At 59.1% G+C, this 18,462-nt stretch carries 17 protein-coding genes; 11 read left to right on the plus strand and 6 right to left on the minus strand.

From position 1 onward, the window contains the following. Positions 1 to 211: 211 nt before the first annotated feature. From AC8GFZ_RS07090 to AC8GFZ_RS07105, 4 genes are read left to right on the plus strand one after another with little or no spacing between them, the layout of a single operon-like run. Positions 212 to 1,381 (plus strand): LacI family DNA-binding transcriptional regulator, encoded by a 1,170-nt coding sequence (locus tag AC8GFZ_RS07090; protein WP_506643735.1) that lies wholly within the window; start codon positions 212 to 214, stop codon positions 1,379 to 1,381. Beyond that, complete coding sequence (locus AC8GFZ_RS07095) at positions 1,378 to 3,213, plus strand: TRAP transporter large permease (RefSeq protein WP_506643737.1); 1,836 nt, start codon at positions 1,378 to 1,380, stop codon at positions 3,211 to 3,213. The genes AC8GFZ_RS07090 and AC8GFZ_RS07095 overlap by 4 nt, the downstream gene beginning before the upstream one ends. Beyond that, positions 3,210 to 4,247 carry a Gfo/Idh/MocA family protein gene (locus tag AC8GFZ_RS07100; protein WP_506643739.1) on the plus strand — a complete coding sequence of 346 codons (1,038 nt, stop codon included), beginning with the start codon at positions 3,210 to 3,212 and terminating at the stop codon, positions 4,245 to 4,247. The genes AC8GFZ_RS07095 and AC8GFZ_RS07100 overlap by 4 nt, the downstream gene beginning before the upstream one ends. Continuing rightward, the gene (locus tag AC8GFZ_RS07105) at positions 4,244 to 5,260 is read left to right on the plus strand and encodes a Gfo/Idh/MocA family protein (protein ID WP_506643741.1); all 1,017 of its coding nucleotides are present in this window, start codon (positions 4,244 to 4,246) and stop codon (positions 5,258 to 5,260) included. The genes AC8GFZ_RS07100 and AC8GFZ_RS07105 overlap by 4 nt, the downstream gene beginning before the upstream one ends. Here AC8GFZ_RS07105 and AC8GFZ_RS07110 read toward each other — a convergent pair. Genes AC8GFZ_RS07110 through tal form a run of 3 tightly spaced genes read right to left on the minus strand, consistent with a single transcriptional unit; the run spans position 5,257 to position 8,420 of the window. Beyond that, a complete protein-coding gene (locus tag AC8GFZ_RS07110) occupies positions 5,257 to 5,937 on the minus strand; it encodes an HAD-IA family hydrolase (RefSeq protein ID WP_506643743.1) in 681 nt (226 codons plus the stop codon). The genes AC8GFZ_RS07105 and AC8GFZ_RS07110 overlap by 4 nt on opposite strands. Further along, positions 5,934 to 7,463 carry a glucose-6-phosphate isomerase gene (pgi, locus tag AC8GFZ_RS07115; RefSeq protein WP_506644258.1) on the minus strand — a complete coding sequence of 510 codons (1,530 nt, stop codon included), beginning with the start codon at positions 7,461 to 7,463 and terminating at the stop codon, positions 5,934 to 5,936. The genes AC8GFZ_RS07110 and pgi overlap by 4 nt, the downstream gene beginning before the upstream one ends. 12 nt (positions 7,464 to 7,475) lie before the next feature. Continuing rightward, positions 7,476 to 8,420: a transaldolase gene (gene tal / locus AC8GFZ_RS07120; RefSeq protein ID WP_506643745.1), complete on the minus strand. Its 945-nt coding sequence runs from the start codon at positions 8,418 to 8,420 to the stop codon at positions 7,476 to 7,478. An 80-nt stretch (positions 8,421 to 8,500) separates the two neighbouring features. On the opposite strand from tal, the gene AC8GFZ_RS07125 reads away from it, so the two are divergent. The 4 genes from AC8GFZ_RS07125 to AC8GFZ_RS07140 all read left to right on the plus strand — a co-directional run bounded on the left by AC8GFZ_RS07125 (position 8,501) and on the right by AC8GFZ_RS07140 (position 11,003). Then, positions 8,501 to 9,412, plus strand: a complete 912-nt coding sequence (locus AC8GFZ_RS07125; protein ID WP_506643747.1) for a complex I NDUFA9 subunit family protein — start codon at positions 8,501 to 8,503, stop codon at positions 9,410 to 9,412. A gap of 1 nt (position 9,413) precedes the next feature. Beyond that, complete coding sequence (locus AC8GFZ_RS07130; protein ID WP_506643749.1) at positions 9,414 to 10,121, plus strand: glutathione S-transferase family protein; 708 nt, start codon at positions 9,414 to 9,416, stop codon at positions 10,119 to 10,121. 72 nt (positions 10,122 to 10,193) lie between these two features. Further along, positions 10,194 to 10,619 carry a DsrE family protein gene (locus AC8GFZ_RS07135; RefSeq protein WP_506643751.1) on the plus strand — a complete coding sequence of 142 codons (426 nt, stop codon included), beginning with the start codon at positions 10,194 to 10,196 and terminating at the stop codon, positions 10,617 to 10,619. A 123-nt stretch (positions 10,620 to 10,742) separates the two neighbouring features. Further along, entirely contained in the window at positions 10,743 to 11,003 is a 261-nt protein-coding gene (locus AC8GFZ_RS07140; protein ID WP_506643753.1) for a hypothetical protein, read from the plus strand. A 66-nt stretch (positions 11,004 to 11,069) separates the two neighbouring features. Here AC8GFZ_RS07140 and AC8GFZ_RS07145 read toward each other — a convergent pair whose 3' ends face one another. Continuing rightward, positions 11,070 to 12,272 (minus strand): glycosyltransferase family 4 protein, encoded by a 1,203-nt coding sequence (locus AC8GFZ_RS07145; RefSeq protein ID WP_506643755.1) that lies wholly within the window; start codon positions 12,270 to 12,272, stop codon positions 11,070 to 11,072. A 158-nt stretch (positions 12,273 to 12,430) separates the two neighbouring features. Between AC8GFZ_RS07145 and AC8GFZ_RS07150 the strand changes: the two genes are divergently transcribed. Beyond that, positions 12,431 to 13,039 carry a hypothetical protein gene (locus AC8GFZ_RS07150; protein WP_506643757.1) on the plus strand — a complete coding sequence of 203 codons (609 nt, stop codon included), beginning with the start codon at positions 12,431 to 12,433 and terminating at the stop codon, positions 13,037 to 13,039. Here the strand turns inward: AC8GFZ_RS07150 and AC8GFZ_RS07155 are convergent, their stop codons facing one another. Further along, positions 13,040 to 14,710: an aminotransferase class III-fold pyridoxal phosphate-dependent enzyme gene (locus tag AC8GFZ_RS07155; RefSeq protein WP_506643759.1), complete on the minus strand. Its 1,671-nt coding sequence runs from the start codon at positions 14,708 to 14,710 to the stop codon at positions 13,040 to 13,042. Positions 14,711 to 14,757: 47 nt separating this feature from the next. Here AC8GFZ_RS07155 and asd point away from each other — a divergent pair, with 47 nt between their 5' ends. Together asd and AC8GFZ_RS07165 are read left to right on the plus strand one after the other, a co-directional pair. Next, on the plus strand, positions 14,758 to 15,633 hold the full coding sequence (gene asd, locus AC8GFZ_RS07160; RefSeq protein ID WP_506643761.1) for an archaetidylserine decarboxylase: 876 nt from the start codon (positions 14,758 to 14,760) through the stop codon (positions 15,631 to 15,633). 126 nt (positions 15,634 to 15,759) lie between these two features. Then, positions 15,760 to 17,205, plus strand: a complete 1,446-nt coding sequence (locus AC8GFZ_RS07165) for a UDP-glucose dehydrogenase family protein (RefSeq protein ID WP_506643763.1) — start codon at positions 15,760 to 15,762, stop codon at positions 17,203 to 17,205. Positions 17,206 to 17,216: 11 nt separating this feature from the next. Here AC8GFZ_RS07165 and lplT read toward each other — a convergent pair whose 3' ends face one another. Continuing rightward, entirely contained in the window at positions 17,217 to 18,452 is a 1,236-nt protein-coding gene (gene lplT, locus AC8GFZ_RS07170) for a lysophospholipid transporter LplT (RefSeq protein ID WP_506643765.1), read from the minus strand. Between the last annotated feature and the right edge of the window lie 10 nt (positions 18,453 to 18,462).

Raw genomic sequence — 18,462 nt, forward strand, 5'->3', positions numbered from 1 at the left:
AAAATAAGTGCGCAAACGATAGCACGATGATTTTGAATTTGGTTATTGGTATATACCATAGCCTCGTACACGAAATGCCCAGGGAAGCCACACCCCAATGACGGAATTTCATTTTCAACCAAAGAAATACGGAAAAATATCATTTAAATCAACAGTTAATGCGTCAATATCTTGGCGTACATCTGGCCATTCACCCGCTTTGACCGCTCAGATGAGCATCCTGAATCATGCAATTCGTTTCATTTTTTATTGCAATCGTTTGCATTTGAAGTGGCCGCATCGCTATACTGCGCGCACATTCAACCCTTGGGTCTTGAGCAACGACCCGCCATGCATTTGCCCTGTGGTCACCATCAAGCACATCGCGCAACACCTGGGCGTGGCCGCCTCCACCGTGGCACGCGCACTCAGCCAGGACACGCGCATCAGCATCGCCACACGCGCCAAGGTGGCACAGGCTGCCCAAGAACTGGGCTATGTGGCGCATTCGGCGGCCCGCCAAATGCGCAGCCAACGCAGCCAATTGGTGGGCTTGGTGATCCCCGATGTGCTCAATGGCTTTTACTCCACCGCCGCGCAAGCCATTTCGCAGAGTTTTGATGAAGCGGGCTACCAACTGGTGTTGTGCATCTCCGAAGACAAACCCGAGGTTGAAATGCGCCAAGTGCGCAGCTTGGCCGAAGCGCGGGTGGACGGCATCGTCTGGGTGCCCACCCTCAAACCCTTGGCGCCCACGCTGACCTGGCTGGCATCGATTGCCCATGTGCAATTGATTCGCAAATGCGCTGCACTCAAGGCGGATTGGTTTGGCATCGACGACACCGCCACCACTGAGCAAGCCACGCAGCATTTGCTGCAATTGGGCCACCGACACATTGCCTATGTGGGTGGGCCCAAAAGCCTTAGCACGGGTGCCGACCGGCTCAAGGGCTACACCCAAGCCATGCACCGTGCTGGCGCGACCATTGACCCGGCGATGGTGTTTTGCGACGCGCCCGATGCGCAGCATGGGCAACGGGTCATGGGTCAGCTTTTGACCATGCCAACGCCGCCCACCGCCGTGGTCATTTCGACATCGCGCGGCACCGAAGGCGCTTTGGAAGCCTTGCGCCAGCATGGCACGGCCGTGCCAGACCAACTGTCGGTGGTCGGCTTCAACGACTCGTCTGCCAATGCGTGGTGGGGGCCGGGCTTGACCACCATGCGCATGCCGGTGCGCGATGTGGCCATCGCCAGTGCCAGCCACCTGATCCGAGCCTTGGGCCAGCACAAGACCACGGCCACAGGCGCTGTGGGCATGGTCACCCAATACCCACCCACCTTGGTCGTGCGCGGCTCCACCGCCGCCTTGACCCCAAACTCTTCTCAAAGGCTTGTATGAACACATTGCGCCGCTATGGCAACTGGGCATTGACCGGATTGGGTGGTTTGTGTGTCGCCATGCTCACCTTGACCGTGATGTTGACCGTGCTGCAAGTGGTGTTTCGCTACATCTTGGACAGCCCCTTGTCGTGGTCAGAAGAGCTGGCGCGCTGGATGTTTGTGTGGGCGATTTTTTTGGGTTGCGCATTGCTGATCAGCCAGCACAAACACATGCGCATGGAGTTTTTGATCAGCCGAGTAGACCCATCAAAGGTGCGCTGGCTGGATTTGTTGAGCCAGGTCGTGATGGCCGCCGCTTGTTGCGCCATGTGGGTGCATGGATGGGATTTTTGCAGCCGCGTCACGGGCACCAGCGGGTCGTTGGAATGGCCCTCCAAATTTTTGTACATGGCGGTACCGGTGGGCGCCGGGCTGTCCTTGCTGTGCCTGGCCTGCGACAACCCCATGAAGTGGAAGTTCCCTGGCGCAGGTTTGATCGGTGTCGGGGGCGGGGTGGTGGTGTTCCACATGTTTTTGAGTGCCACGCCTTGGATCACCTTTGACCTGGGCGTGGGTTGGATGCTGCACATCGTTGCCTTGGGCCTGATGTTTTTGGATGTGCCCATCGCTTACTGCTTGGTGTTTGCCGCATATGCCTCGTTTGCCAAGCAAGGCGACTTGATGATGCTGCCCATTTCCCAAAGCTTGGCCAGCTCGGTCAACTCTTTTTTGCTGCTGTCCATCCCCTTCTTTATTTTGGCCGCCCACGTGATGAACGCCAGTGGCATCACCCACCACTTGATCCGCTTTGCCTCGGCATTGGTGGGCCACATGCGCGGCGGTTTGGCACAGGTCAATGTGGTGACCAATACCGTGATGGGCGGCCTATCGGGCTCGTCCTTGGCCGTTGCCGTGGGCACCGCCAAGGTGTTGGTGCCCGAAATGGAAAAGCGCGGCTACCCCAGGCCCTTTGCGGCCGCGGTGACCAGTTGCGCGTCCACCATTGACAACTTGATCCCGCCCAGCATCGGCATGATCATTTTTTCGGCCGCCGGTGCGGTATCGGTGGGCGCCTTGTTCACGGCGGGCATCTTGCCGGGTTTGTTGATGGCCTTGGCGCTGATGATGACCGTGCATGTCCAAGCCAAGCGGCGTGGCTTGGAGGCCAGCACCGCACCGATGGCTTGGTCAGACCGATTTTTGGCATTTCGCGACGCCATCCCCGCACTGCTGGTGCCCTTGTTTGTGGTGCTGGGCATGCGCGGCGGCGCCTTCACCGCCTCTGAGGCCGGTGCCATCGCGGTGGTCTATGCCATCGTCATTGGGGTGATGACCTACCGCGAACTGAAGTGGCAGCACATCCCCGGCATTTTGAAAGAAGGCTTGACCGACACCGTGGCCATCATTGCCATCGTTGCAGCCTCTGCCCCATTTGGTTGGGCATTGGGCATTGAGCGCATCCCGCAACAAATTGCCCAGTCCATGGCTTTCTTGGCAGAAAACAAATGGCTATTTTTGCTGGCCTTGAACGTTTTCTTGCTGCTGGTCGGCCTGGCCATGGAGTACATCGCCTCGCTGGTCATCCTGGTGCCGATTCTGATGCCCATTGCCATGGCCGCCGGCATTGATCCGGTGCACCTGGGCATCATCATGGTGATGAATTTGGTGCTGGGCGCCTTGACCCCGCCCCTGGGTGTGTTGGTGTTTGCCACCGCCAACATCGCCAAAGTGAAGATCAATGAGGTCTACAATGAGGTCATGCCCTTTTTCTGGGCCTTGATGGGGGTGCTGGTCTTGGTCACCTATGTGCCGTGGATTTCACTCGGCCTCAACCAATGGCTGGCCCCATGAACGCGGCGGGTCGGGGCATCCGGTTTGGGGTGATCGGCATCGATCACCGCCACATCTACCACTTGATCCAAGGCCTGTTGGATGTGGGGGCCACCTGTGCCGGCTATGTGAAACAAACCAGCGACCCCAAGGTCTTGGTGGGCTTGCAAGAACGCTTTGCGCAGTTGCCAGCGTTGGCGCGCCCCGAAGCTCTCTTGGAAGACCCGCAGATTGACCTGATCGTTTGCGCCGCCATCCCTGCCCAGCGTGCCGATATCGCCATCGCCGCCATGCGCCATGGCAAAGATGTGTTGGTGGACAAACCCGGTGTGACCACCGCCTTGCAATTGCTGCGGGTGCAAGAAGTGGCGGCCCAAACGGGCAGGATGTTCTCGATTTGCTTTTCCGAGCGGCACATCGTGCCGGCGGTACAAGAGGCTTTGAAAATGGTGCGCGCCGGTGCCATTGGCACGCCCATCCAAACCCTGGGCATCGGACCGCACCGGTTGAATGCCGCCATTCGGCCTGATTGGTTTTTCGAGGCACCCCAATTTGGTGGCATCTTGGTCGACATTGCCTCCCACCAAATCGATCAGTTTTTGGCTTTCACCCACAGCACCGATGCCCAAGTGGTGCTCAGCCATGTGGGGCATTACGGCGACGATCAAGCACATCCAAGCTTTGAGAATTTTGGTGAAATCATTTTGCAAACACCGGCCCACCGGGGTTATGTGCGGGTCGATTGGTTCACCCCCGATGGCCTGCCAACATGGGGTGACGGCCGCTTGTTTGTGATGGGCACCAACGGCAGCATAGAGATTCGCAAGTACATCGACATCGAGGGTCGGGCCGGCACCAACCACCTGTTTTTGGCCGATGGAAAAGGCACGCGCCACATCGATTGCAGCGCCCAGCCATTGGACTTTTTTCAACAGCTCGCGGCCGATGTCGCTGACCGCAGCGAAACCTGCATGACCCAAGCCCATGTTTTCAAGGTGTGTGAATTGGCCTTGCAGGCACAATCCTTGGCGATGAAGAGAAAGGCGTTGACATGACACCCATGGGCATGGCGTTGGTGGGCATTGGCCCGGGTGCGGTGCCGCACCTGTTGAGCTTGAACGACTTGCGTTCCGAGGTCGATTTGCGCTGGGCCATCACCCGCCGACCCGAAGCCGCCCAGATGGGACCGTTTCAAGGCCACCTGCATCCCAGCAGCGATTTCCAAGCCATGCTGAACGACACCGATGTGCAAGCGGTGATCATTGCCACACCGCCTGCCACCCATTTAGAGCTGGCCCAAGCCTGCTTTGCCCATGGAAAACATGTGTTGTTGGAAAAGCCTTTGGATGTGTCGCTGGCGCGGGCCAAAACCATTGTCGCTCTGGCCCAGCAGCACCAACGCCAACTTGGCGTGGTGCTGCAACACCGATTTCGCCCAGGGGTGGCGCGCTTGCAAATGCTGCTCGACCAACAGGGCTTGGGCACGGTGCAAGCGGCATCGGTGAGCATCCCCTGGTGGCGGCCGCAAAGCTATTACGACCAAGCCGGTCGCGGCACCCTGGCACGCGATGGGGGCGGGGTGCTCATCACCCAAGCCATCCACAGCCTGGATGTGTTTCGCGCCTTGGTGGGCGTGCGCCGCGTGGTGGCGGCCCAGGCCAGCCGCACCCGCGTGCACCGCATGGAAACCGAAGACCATGTCCAAGCCCTGCTGGAATTGGGCCAGGGCGCACCGGGCCGCTTGATGGCCACCACCGCGCACTACCCCGGCGGCACCGAATGCATCGAGGTGATCGGCACCCTGGGCACAGCGGTGCTGAGCGGCGGCCATTTGCGGGTGGACTTCATCCATGGGGACACCCCCCTTGAGATCAAGGCCGAGGGCGGCACGGGTGGCGGGGCCAACATCATGGACTTCCCGCACGATTGGCACCGCGACTTGATCAGCGACTTTGTCGCGTCCATCCACCAGCAGCGGCCCTCACGCACCCATGGCGGTGAGGCCTTGCAAACCCATCAACTGATCGATGACCTGTTGGCCGCAGCGGGGCCCGTGGTCGATCTTTAAAGCTGGGGCAAGGCGGCCAAGTCCAGGCCGCGTGCTTTGAGCAGCGGCGGCAAAACCGTGGGCAAATGCCCGGGCTCTGGCACATGCACCCCTTGCCAACCGCGCTCTTTGGCGGCTTGCACATTGGGCCAGTGGTCGTCCAAAAAAACCGTGTGGGCAGGCACCAAGCCCAGCACCAATTCGGCATGGGCATAAATGGCCGGGTCTGGTTTGGCCAACTTCACCCGGCCGGAAAACACGCCGCCATCAAAGGCATGGAAATAGCTGTGGGCCTCGATCAGGTGATCGGCGTAAGGCTCGGGCATGTTGGAGAGGTACCACAAGCGCAAGCCCATGACCTTCTGCGACTGCCGCCATTGGTGCAACTGCGCCAATAAATGCACCGAAGCGTCAATGGGCGTCAGCGCATGGGCGATGTCCACCACCATGGCCCGCACCCGTGACAGGGGTTCTTGAATGCCTTGCGCCAATTGCAAGGCCACGCCATCGGTGTTCAACAAGCCGGCATCAAAGTCCGACCAAGCCTTAGAGCGAAAACAAGTTTGGGCCAGTCCTTGGGCCTGGGCATCGGTGCCACAGCGGTCGGGGAAGAAGCGCCGCACCAAGGCCTCCGGCTCCCAACGAATCATCACCTGCCCCAGATCAAACACCAGGTTCAAGGGGGCGGATGGCGTCATGTCAATTGGCGCAGCAAACCGGCGGTTGAGGCGTCTAAGCCCTGGAAATCGTTGCTGTCCCAACGCTTGGACAAATCAGTGGCCAATGATTTGCCCAATTCCACGCCAAATTGGTCAAAGCTGTTGATGCCCCAAATGGCGCCGCTGACAAACACCCGGTGCTCGTAAAAAGCCAGCAAGGCCCCCAAACGCTCAGGCGTCAAAGCGTCGAGCCAGACAAAGGTGCTGGGGCGGTTGCCGCTGAACTGGCGGTGCCCGCCCGCGTCCGACTGGCCCATCAACAGGGCCTGGGCTTGGGCCACGGCATTGGCCAGCAATGCGGCTTGATGCCCCGGCAAATCGTGGGTGGCCGTGCGCACGGCGATGAACTCCATGGGCACCACGGTTGTGCCTTGGTGCAGCATTTGAAAAAAAGCATGTTGGCCATTGGTCCCAGGCTCGCCCCACAACACCGGCGCCGTGGCGTAGGGCAAGGCGTGTCCTTGGCGGTCCACGCTCTTGCCATTGCTCTCCATTTCGAGTTGCTGCAAATACGCCGGCAAACGGCGCAAACCACTGTGGTAGGGGGCAATGCCGCGGGTGGCGTGGCCCTGAAAATTGCGCATCCACACATCGAGCAAGCCCATGCGCAGGGGCAAATTGGTGGGCGCGGGTTGGCTGCAAAAGTGTTGGTCCATGGCGTGCGCACCAGCCAACAGTTGACGAAAACCCGCGTCCCCCAAGGCAATGGCAATCGGCAAGCCAATGGCCGACCACAAAGAATAACGACCGCCCACCCAATCCCAAAAGCCAAAGCACTGGTGGATGCCAAATTGAGCGGCCGCTGCGGTGTTGGTGGTCATGGCCACAAAATGACGGGCGATGTCTTGACCACCTTGGCGCACAAACCATTCACGCGCACTGTGCGCGTTCATCATGGTCTCGGCCGTGGTGAAGGTTTTGGAGGCGATCAAAAACACGGTGTGGTGTGGCTTCAAGCCTGACAACACAGCAGCCAGTTCATGGCCATCGACATTCGACACAAAGTGAAAGCGCTTGCCCGTCAGTTCGGGTTGGTGCAATGCGCCCACCACCATTTGCGGCCCCAGATCGGAGCCACCAATGCCGATATGGACCACATCGGTGATTTGGCGGTCGGCCCGCACCTGCTCGGCATAGGCCAGCATGGCGTTCAAGGTGTCATGCACCTGGGCCAAAGGTTCGGCCAAAGCGCCAGTCAAACTGTTGGCCGGTTGGCGCAGCAACCAATGCATGACCGGTCGACCTTCGGTGGTGTTGATGGGCTCACCCGCAAACATGGCATCGCGCCAAAGGGCCACACCGCACTGTTCGGCCAAGGCTTGCAGCAGTTGCTCGGTTTCGGTGTGGATGGGGTTTTTGGAAAAATCCACTTGCACGCCCGCCGCCGATAGGCTGAAACGCTGTGCCCGCTGTGGGTCACGCCCAAATGCGGCCCGGATGTCCCCATCGACCACCGTTTGGTGGTGTTGCAGTTGGGCCCAGGCGGGCGCTTGATCGCAACGCACAAAGCCCACGGTTCAGGCCTTCATCAAAGCTTCAAGCTGCACCGCGTCGGTGCAAAACGCCCGGATGCCCTCGGCCAGTTTTTCAGTGGCCATGGCGTCTTGGTTCAATGCCAAGCGGAAATCGGCCTCATTCAAATGCGGCCAAGGCATCTCCATGGCCGCGCTGTCCTTCGCATCCAAGGCCTGGGGCAAGGGGTCGTTGCAGGCGGCCAGTTGGGCCAACAACTCGGGGCTGATGGTGAGCAAGTCGCAGCCCGCCAAGGCGGTGATTTGACCCACGTTGCGAAAGCTCGCGCCCATCACCTCGGTGGCAATCCCGTGGTGTTTATAGGCATGGAAGATGTGGGTCACCGACATCACGCCGGGGTCTTGGGCGCCGCTGCGGGCCGCCTCATCCCAGGCCGCACCCGCGGCTTTTTTGTGCCAGTCGTAAATGCGCCCTACAAAGGGTGAGATCAGTTGCACCCGGGCTTGGCCGCAGGCCACCGCCTGGGCGTGGGCAAACAACAAAGTCAGGTTGGTGGCAATGCCTTGCTGCTGCAACTGCGCGGCCGCTTGTATGCCTTCCCAGGTGGCGGCAATTTTGATCAGCACCCGTTCCTTGGCCACCCCTTGGGCTTGGTACAAGGCGATGATGCGCTGGGCCCGTGCCACGGTGGCGGCGGCATCGAAGCTCCATCGCGCATCCACCTCGGTGGAAACACGCCCAGGGATAAGGGACAAAATTTCGCAGCCAAAGCGCACAATGAGGCGATCAATTTGCTCGTCCATGCTGGCCTTGCCATGCGCAGCCACGACCTCGCGCAACAGGGGCAGGTATTCGGGCTTTTTCACCGCCTTCAAAATCAGTGACGGGTTGGTCGTGGCGTCTTGGGGCTTGTACTGCGCCAGTTGTAAAAAGTCGCCAGTGTCGGCCACCACCGTGGTGTAAAGCTTCAGGGCTTGCAATTGGTTCATGGGGCGATTATCCCTTTCTCGGCTGGCGTGCTTTCCCTGCTCGGCCGCCCCAGCGGAGCCAACTTCGTTACAGTTCGGCCATGCAAAAAATATTGGTCTTGGGTGGGAGCGGCTTCATTGGTCACCATGTGTGCGAGGCCCTGGAGCGCGCCGGTTTGTACGCCACCGTCCCCACCCGCCGCTTGCCAGCGCGCAGCGTGCAAATGCTGCCACGGGTGACGGTGGTGCGTGCCGATGTGCACGACCCGGTCCAGTTGTCTGCCCTGGTGCGCGGCCACGATGCGGTCATCAACCTGGTGGCCATCTTGCACGGCACCGCCCACAGTTTTGACCATGTGCATGTGCAATTGCCCCGCTTGTTGGCCCAAGCCTGCGTCGATCAGGGTGTGCGCCGCTTGGTGCACATGAGCGCCCTGGGCGTGGATGAAAACGGCCCGTCCATGTACTTGCGCAGCAAAGCCCAAGGCGATGCGGTGCTGCAAGACATGGCCGCGCGCCATGGCTTGCAATTGACCCTGCTGCAACCCAGCGTGGTGTTTGGCGCCGATGACCGCTTCATCAATGTGTTTGCGCAATTGCAAGCCCTGGCCCCGGTGGTGCCCCTGGCCTGTGCCCAGGCCCCGTTCCAACCGGTGTGGGTGCAAGATGTGGCCCAAGCCTTGGTCCATGCCTTGCTGTCGCCCACCAGCCACGGCCAGCGCTATGAATTGGTTGGGCCTGAGGTGTTCACCCTGGCCCAATTGGTGCGCTTGGCCGGTGAATGGGCAGGCCACCCCCGGCCCATTTGGCCACTGCCCGAAGCATTGGCGCAAGCCCAGGCCTGGGTCATGGAACACCTGCCCGGCCCCACCTTGATGAGCCGCGATAACCTGGCTTCGATGCAAACACCCAATGTGGCCAGCGGTGCTTGCCCTGGTTTGTCTGCACTGGGTGTGCTGCATGCAGCACACATCTCCAGTGTTTTCCCCGCCCGCACACCACCTGCCCGCTGACATGTTGACCCTCTATATTGGCAATAAAAATTACTCTTCTTGGTCCATGCGCCCTTGGGTGTTGTTGCGCCAAGCCGGCATTGAATTCACCGAGCACAAAGAACGCTTTGATTCGTTTGAGGCGCAGTCTCAGTTCAAGCACGCTTTGCTGGCCCTCAACCCCCACGGCAAAGTGCCGGTGCTGGTCGACCAAGGCTTGGTGGTGTGGGACTCCTTGGCCATCGCCGAATACGTGGCCGAAAAATTCCCCGATTTGGCGCTGTGGCCCCGCGAAGCCCCACTGCGCGCGCGGGCACGCAGCTTGTGCGCCGACATCCACAGTGGCTACACCGCGCTGCGCCATCACTGTGGCATGAACATCGAAGCCGATTTGCGCGATGTGGGCCAAAGCCTGTGGACGCAAAAAGCCGATTTGCGTGAAGATGTGCATCGGCTGTGCCAGGTGCTGACCAAGTCGCTGTCGCAGCAAGCCAAGCCCGCCATGCTGATGGGCGAGTTCGGCATCGTCGACGCTTTTTATGCCCCCGTGTGCTCGCGCATCCGCACCTATGGCTTGCCCGTCAATGACGTGGTGAAAGCCTATGTCGATCGCGTGCTGGCCCTGCCAGCTGTCCAAGCCTGGTATGCCGACGCCCTGCTGGAGCGCGACTTTTTGCCCTTTGAAGAGCCTTATCGCTCGGCGCCTGAGTCGCACCACAAGCCTGTGTGAAACGGGTGGCACCCGTGGCTGCGATCCGCTTTGGGTTGACGGCTTGCCAAACCACAGGGTTATGATTTGGATATGAAAACATTCTTTGCCCTGGTGCTTTGCGCCTTGACCCACCTCGCCACCTTTGCACAAACCAACGGCGACAAAGTGGTCTATCACATCGACCATGCCGCCAGCCAAGCCACCAAAGGCCTGCGCAACATCCGCAACCATTTGGATGTGGCCCCCGATACGCAAATCGTGGTGGTCACCCATGCCGAAGGTGTGGATTTTTTGATGGAGGGAGCCAAAGACAAGCAAAACCCCAACATCGATTACGCCGCCCTGGTATCGGCCCTGAAAGCACGCAATGTGCGATTTGAAATTTGTGAAATCACCCTGAAAAACCGCAACCTGAACAAAAACCAGTTCAACATGGATGCCGAATTCACACCCTCCGGCGTGGTGCGCATCGGCCGCTTGCAAGCCCGCGAAGGCTACGCCTACATCAAGCCTTGACTTTCACTCCAGTGTGCGCCAGCACACCCTGCCTTGTCATAAAAGTTTCACAAAACGGTCGCCCACGGGCACGAAGGCCTGTGTTAATGTTTCGACCCTTTCCGTGCTATCCAAGGTATCCCCATGCGTCCCATCAAGCAAGTTCGCCGTTTGATCAAATCAGACCCCACTTCTGCCACGGCCCAAGCTTTTTCAGATTTGATTTTGGCGCTGGAATCCGAGGCGGCATCGCCCATCAAAGGCCTGTACCAACTGTCTCCGGACGATTTTGATTTGGCCATCCAACTGCTGAAAGATTGGCGCCTCGATCGCTTTTATGAAGGCAAGGCCAAAGCCTTCGATCTGGCTTATCAAGCCCACGATTTGCAGCACCCCGCTGCCTGATACCTGCTTGTAGCCGCACCCACCGCGCTTGGGTTTGAACCTCGCGGCCATTGCGCCAAAGCTTGTTCAGCCCAACTGTGGGGCGTGGTCTTGGATGACCTGGCGAAAAATCTTCTCGGTTTTCTGAAAAATCAAGGGCCAAGCCTGGCCCAGTGCCGTGATGCGGGCTTCTTGCCCCATCTGGGCCCGCAAGGTGTGCATCTCAGCCAACTGCACAGCGGCCCGTTGAAAATCATCTTCGGCGCCCGGTTCAATCAACTGGCCATTCTCCCGACTGCGAATCAGCTCTGCCGCTGCCGCGTGCCGATACGCCACCACGGGCAATCCGCTGGACATGGCCTCCAAGGTGACATTGCCAAAGGTCTCGGTCAGGCTGGGAAATAAAAACATATCGGCGCTGGCGTAGTGCTGGGCCAAGTCTTCCCCGGTTCGAAATCCAGCAAACACCACTTGCGGGAGCTTTTTTTGCAAACCTTGTTTGAGCGGGCCATCGCCCACCAAGACCAGTTTGGTCTGGGGGTGCACGCCCGCCATGCGCTCAAAGGTGGACACCACCAGGCTGAGGTTTTTCTCTGCGGCCAACCGGCCCACGCACAACAGCACCAAGCAGTCTTGGCTGGCACCCCACTCCGCCCTGAGCGCGGGGGAGCGGCGCACCGGGTTGAACAAATCGGTATCCACGCCCCGGGGCACGACGTGCAAGCGCTCAAAGCCCACCGCCGACAACTCGCTGGCCAGCCCTGGCGTGGGCACCATGGTGGCCAAGGCGGCGTTGTGGAATTTGCGCATGTAATTCATGATGGCCCCACGCAACCACCCAATCCCATAGTGGTCGCTGTAGGCGTGAAAGTTGGTCCGAAAGTCACTGCTCACCGGCAATTTGAGTTTTTTCGCCGCTTGCAGTGCCGACCAACCCAAGGGGCCTTCGGTGGCAATGTGAACCACATCCGGGCGATGCAGCGTCCACAAACGCGTCAAGGCCCGCTTGGCGGGAAAACCCATTTTCAAGTGCTTGTAAAACGGAATCGGCATGCCGCGCACCAGGGTTTCATCGGCCAATGATGGGCCGCTTATCACCGCGTCTTTGTTTTGGCGCGGGCGAATCAGCCACAGGGCGTGACCTCGGGCTTTCAGGCCCTCCACTGTTTTGCTCAAGGTGTAAGCCACGCCATTGATGTCAGGCGGGTAAGTCTCGGTGACGACGGCGATGCGCAGCGGTGACGAAGAGCCGTTGAAACACACCACATCGATCGAGGCATCAGCTTGCATGCCAGAAATATGACACGCCCACATCACAGTTTGATGACAAACACGTGCGCGAGGGGCGATGAAAAGAACAAAGCTTCAGTGTCATCAAAATTTCACTGAAATTCGCCACATTTCCACTGGTTGTTTTTGCTTTTACCCCACAGACCTCAGGAGAACCCATGAAAGAATTGTTGCAAACCCTGCGTACCCAACGTTGGGATGACCACCGCTACTACCACCACAGCCGCATCAACCAGGCTTTGCATTTGGTCAGTGCCCTCTCTTTTTTGGTGGCCTATGCCTATTTGTTCATTGACCCAGTGGTGTCTGCCTTGATCGCGTGGCTGGTCTCGATGACCACACGCCAAGCCGGCCACTTCTTTTTTGAGCCCAAAGGATTTGACGTGGTGAACAACGCCACCCATGAACACAAAGAAGAGATCAAGGTCGGCTACAACCTGCGCCGCAAGGTGGTGTTACTGGCCATTTGTGGCGCCATCCCCGTGATCGCCTATTGGATGCCTGACTACCTCACCTGGGCGGTGCCCGAGGCCTATGAGGACACGCCGGTGCGCATGACCGCCATGGCTTGGTTGTTTTTGGGTGTGGCCGGTTTGCTCTTTCGGGTGATGCAACTGTGGGCGCAAGATGGTTTGATGGCCGGCGTGGCCTGGGCCTTGAAGATCATCACCGACCCCTTCCACGACGTCAAAATGTATTACCGTGCCCCCTTTTACCTGGCCAAGGGTCAATTTCTCGACCCCATGGACCACGTCAAGTCACACTGATCACACCGCCCATTTGACTCGGACCATTTCGCGCATGACTTCACGCCGAATGGTCCGATTGCTTTGCCCCTGCCCCGTCCACCACCAACCATCGTTTTGCATGGCTTGAGCGGCTCGGATGAACCGCTGGCAGAACTCGGCAAAGTGCTCATCCTCAAACGCAAAGTTGAAAATGATCCGTCCCGTGCCCACCCAACTGAGGGCAATGCCTTGTTCGCGCATATAAAACTGCAGCATCCAGTTGTAGCGGCTCGGGACCTCATAGACCACACTCCACACCGTGGCCATGCCGACCACCCGCACCGGCAAGTCTTGTCCCAGCAGTTGATCGTTGAGTTGCTTCATGCGGTCGATCCACAAGCCCTCCATTTTTTGGTACACCGCTTGAATGGCCGGCCCTTGCACCCGCTTGAGAAACACATTCATGGCGCCCATCACACCGGGATGTGCATTGAAGGTGCCACGGGCAAAACAAATATGGCCCGGCTTTTCTTCATGGAAGCGGCGCATCCATGCGGCCTTGCCGCAGACCACGCCCACCGGGAAACCGCCGCCCAGTGTCTTGCCATAGGTGACCATGTCGGCGTCCACGCCAAAAAAGGCTTGCGCCCCACCCAGGCCCAAACGAAAGCCCATGAACACCTCGTCCATGATGAAGGCAATGCCTTTTTCGTCACACACTTTGCGCAGCTCTTTCAGCCACTGGGCATAAGCGGCTTTGTCAAACGACAGTTGGCGCGAGCCATCGATCAGGGTCGAGTCGCTGGGCGCGGCCTTGTTGGGGTGCATGGCCTGCAAGGGGTTGACCAACACGCAGGCAATGTCCTTGCGCTGGCGCAACACCTTGAGGGTTTGTTGGTGCATCTCATTGAGCGTGAGCGTGTCATTGGACGGCGGCATGGGGTTGCCGGGGCCTGGCTGCACATCGTCCCACCAGCCGTGGTAGGCCCCGGTGAAACGCACCACTTTGCGCTTGCCGGTGTGGTAGCGCGCCAAACGCACCGCTTGCATGACCGCCTCGGTGCCCGACATGTGAAACGAGACCTCGTCTTTGCGCGCGATTTGGCACAGCATCGTCACGTTTTCTTGCACGCAGGGGTGATACGCACCGAGCACAGGGCCCAGGTCGCGCACCAGGTCCATGCCCTCTTGCATGCAGCTCTTGTAGAAGTCGGCACCAAACAAGTTGACGCCGTAACTGCCGGTGACATCCAGGTGCCACTGCTCATCGGCGTCGGCCACCCACACCCCTTTGCTGTGGGCCCAGTAGCTGCCAATTTGCAAGTTGTCGCTCAGGAACTTTTGAAACTGGAACGGCACCCGGTAGCGCGAAATCAACTGCATGTCCGACACCATGGGCTTGGTGGCTTGGGTCAGCGCCAATGTTTGAGGGCTGCGTTGGGCCAAGGTGCTGCCCAATCGCTGCAAAGCGTGTTGACGCTGCGTGCCCACCGCTTCAGGGGCGTGATCCACCCGAAACCATTGCTCACCCGGGTAGTCATAGGCCGGTGCCCAGTTGGCCAGTCGTTTGGCCCAACGCAAATGCCCCGCCATCGAGGGGTGCTTGGCCAGCGACAGTTGCAAGCGCTGCCACAGCTTGGGCCCCCCAACCAACACGAACAAGGCGCAGGCCAAGATGATCAAGGACGAAAAACCATTTTCTTCAAACATGTGCTTCCCTTTCAGAAGCTTCTTTTGTATTTCATAAGGATGAAACAATGATGACGGTTCGACAATGGCTGCGTGGCTTGGGCGCCCAAGAGGATTTGAACTTTTTATTGACCAACCGAATCCCCCGGTTGGCCGTGACCCATTTCATGGGATGGTTCAGCCAGATCCAAAACCCCTGGGTGTGCCGGGTATCTATTTATATATGGCGCTTGTTCACCGACATTGACCTGAGCGAAGCGCGGCTGCAAAAATTCAGCAGCCTGCATGACTTTTTCATCCGCGAACTCAAAGACGGGGCCAGGCCGGTGGACATGCGGGCCCACATCTTGGCCAGCCCCTGCGACGGCATCTTGGGCAGTTGTGGCGAGGTCAAGGCCGGACAGGTTTTCCAAGCCAAAGGCTTTCCCTACGAACTGCAAGACTTGTTCGGCGAGGCCGCAGCGGCCAGCCCGTGGCTCGATGGGGTTTACGCCACCATCCGCATCACCTCTGCGATGTACCACCGCTTTCACGCGCCATTTGATGGGCATTTGCACAGTGTGGACTACCTCAATGGCGACACCTGGAACGTCAACCCGATTGCGCTGCAGCGGGTGGAAAAGCTGTTTTGCAAAAACGAGCGCGCGGTCTTGCACATGCGCACCGCCGACGATCACCCCATTGCCTTGGTGCCCGTGGCCGCTATCTTGGTCGCCAGCATCCGCTTGCATGCCATCGACACGTTGTTACACACCCGTTACAAAGGGCCACACCGTTTTGACAGTGTGCATGGCTTTGTCAAAGGCCAAGAAATGGGCTGGTTTCAACACGGCTCGACCATTTTGGTCTTTGCGCCCAAAGGGTTTCAACTTTTTCCGGGCTTGGAAAACGGCAGCCCCTTGAAAATGGGTCAGGCCTTGATGGCCTATCCACCCAGCCCCTGAATCACGCCGGACGCCACAACGGGAGCCACTTCGTCACGATAAGTTCTTAAAAGCTTCACACATTTTTCACGCATTTCCTCGAGACTGTGGACATCGTTTGATTCGATGTACTAACAGGAGTGGCAAATGCAAATCACCATCATTGGCAGCGGGTATGTGGGTCTGGTCACCGGAACTTGCTTGGCTGAATTGGGCAACGATGTGGTGTGCTTGGACTTGGCAGCAGACAAAATCCGCAGCCTCAACAGCGGCGTGGTGCCGATTTACGAGCCCGGCCTGGACGACTTGGTGGTGCGCAACCTCAAGCAAGGCCGCTTGCAATTCACCACCGACACAGCCCAGGCCATTGGCCACGGTGATGTGATCTTCATTGCCGTGGGCACACCGCCCCAAGAAGACGGCAGTGCCGACCTGTCCTACGCCCTGAAAGCGGCCAGTGACATTGGCCGCTGGATGCGCACAGACAAAGTGGTGGTCAACAAATCCACAGTACCCGTGGGCACGGCCGAGCGGGTGCAAGCAGCGATTGCCAGCGAATTGCAGCAAAGGGGCATTGACCTGGAAGGCAGCCCGGCCAAAACCGGCCATGCACGTCTGCGTTGCGCCGTGGTCTCCAACCCCGAGTTTTTGAAAGAAGGCGCAGCGGTCGAGGACTTCATGCGCCCGGACCGCATTGTGCTCGGCGTGGCCAGCGATGAGATGGGCCAATGGGCTTTGGGCCAAATGCGCAACCTGTATGCCCCCTTCAACCGCCACCATGAGCGCACTTTGGTGATGACCCAACGCTCGGCCGAGTTGACCAAATACGCGGCCAACGCCATGCTGGCCACCCGAATTTCATTCATGAACGAATTGGCCAATTTGAGCGAACGCTTGGGCGTGGACATTGAATCTGTGCGGCAAGGCATGGGGTCGGACCCACGCATTGGCTACAGTTTTTTGTACGCCGGCACCGGCTACGGCGGCTCATGCTTTCCCAAGGATGTGAAGGCCTTGCACCGCACCGGCATTGAACAAGGCATGGCGATGCAAATATTGAGTGCCGTTGAGCATGTCAATCAGCGGCAAAAGCACCGCATTCTGGACAAAGTGCTGGCCCACTTTGGCGACGACTTGAGCGGCCTGTGTTTTGGGGTTTGGGGTTTGGCCTTCAAACCCGAAACCGATGACATGCGCGAAGCCCCCAGCCGTACCGTGATCAGCGGCTTGCTGCGTGCTGGCGCACGGGTGCAGGTGCACGACCCGGTGGCCATGGAAACCGGGCAGTTGGCTTTGCAAGAAGACTTGATGGATGTGCCCGAGCTGTGGAGCCAATTGAGCTTTCACGATGACCCCATGGACGTGGCCGATGGTGCGCAAGCCCTGCTGATCATGACCGAGTGGAAGGCCTATCGCAGCCCCAATTTCCAACAATTGCGCAGCCGACTGGCGCAAGCGCTGATTTTTGATGGGCGCAATTTGTTCGATCCGTTGCGCATGGCACAAGAGGCTTTCACCTACCACGGCATTGGCCGCGTATCGCAGCAAAACGCGCCCCAAGTATCTGCCGCAGCGAGTTTGACTGCCAGCTGATGGTTGCGAGCTCAGTGGGCTGGCGCACGCCGCATGCGGCGTGCGTGCAGCCCACACACCAAGCTCATGCAGGTGGCGATGAAGCCCCCCAACACCCAGGTGATGGTTTCAAACGGGCATTGCCAATACAGCAGGGCGCTGTAGACGCCCATCATGGTCACCACACTGGCGTTCTCGTTGACGTTTTGCACCGCGATTGATCGGCCTGCACTGAGCAAGCGGATGCCCCGGTGTTGCAACAAGGCATTCATGGGCACCACAAACAATCCGCTGATGACGCCCACCACCAGCATCACCACCAGGGCCAAAGGCCAAGCTTGGACCCCGTTCATGAGCGGCAACATCAGGCCCAACACCACACCCAACACCAACACCCGCGGGGCCTGGTGCAAGGGCACCCAGCGACCGGCCAACCAAGCGCCCAGCACCACACCCACGGCCGTACACGCTTGCAAATAAGCGCCTTGGTCCAAGCCCAAGCCCAACACCTGCTGGCACCACAACAGCACCAACAACTGCATGGTGGCGCCCACACCCCAAAACAAAGTGGTCACGGCCAAACTGGTTTGGCCCAAGGGGTCGGACCACAGGGTTTTTTGATCGACCCAAAAGTCTTGCCATACTCGGCCCAAATGCCAACCCCGCGACTGGCACGGCACACCGCTGTGCGGGATGCCGCGCTGGATCCAGGCCACCGAGGCATACATGCCCACGATCAACAGCACCGACACACCGTATCGGCTGTCCCACCAGGCCCATGCGTTGACGGCTTGGGCCACCTCTGATGCTGTCCAGGCATCACTGATCAACACCCCCCCCAAAGCCACGCCAAACACCGCTGCGCTGACGGTGCTGACTTCAATCCAAGCATTGGCACGCACCAGCCGGTGTGGCGGCTCCACCTCGGTGATCCAGCCATATTTGGCGGGCGAATACAGCGCCGCCCCCAAGCCCACCCACACATAGGCCAGCATCACATCCAGCCCCAGCAAGATGGACAAGACCGCCATCAACTTGAGGGCATTGGCCCATTGCATGACGCGGGGCTTGTGCCAGGCATCTGCCAAGCGGCCCACCCAGGGCCCGAGCAACACATAAGACAGGGTGAAGCCCAGCTTCAACAACGGGATCCAGTGGGCCGCTTTGGACTGCTCGATGAGCATGGCAATCACCACCAGGAGCAAGGCGTTGTCGGCCAAACCGGCCAAGCCTTGGGCGCCCATGAGGCGATGAAAGCCTGGGCTCATGGTCAGCGCG

It is taken from the genome of Limnohabitans rimovensis (SeqCode) (genome assembly GCF_965234775.1).
GTDB classification, from domain to species: domain Bacteria; phylum Pseudomonadota; class Gammaproteobacteria; order Burkholderiales; family Burkholderiaceae_C; genus Limnohabitans; species Limnohabitans rimovensis.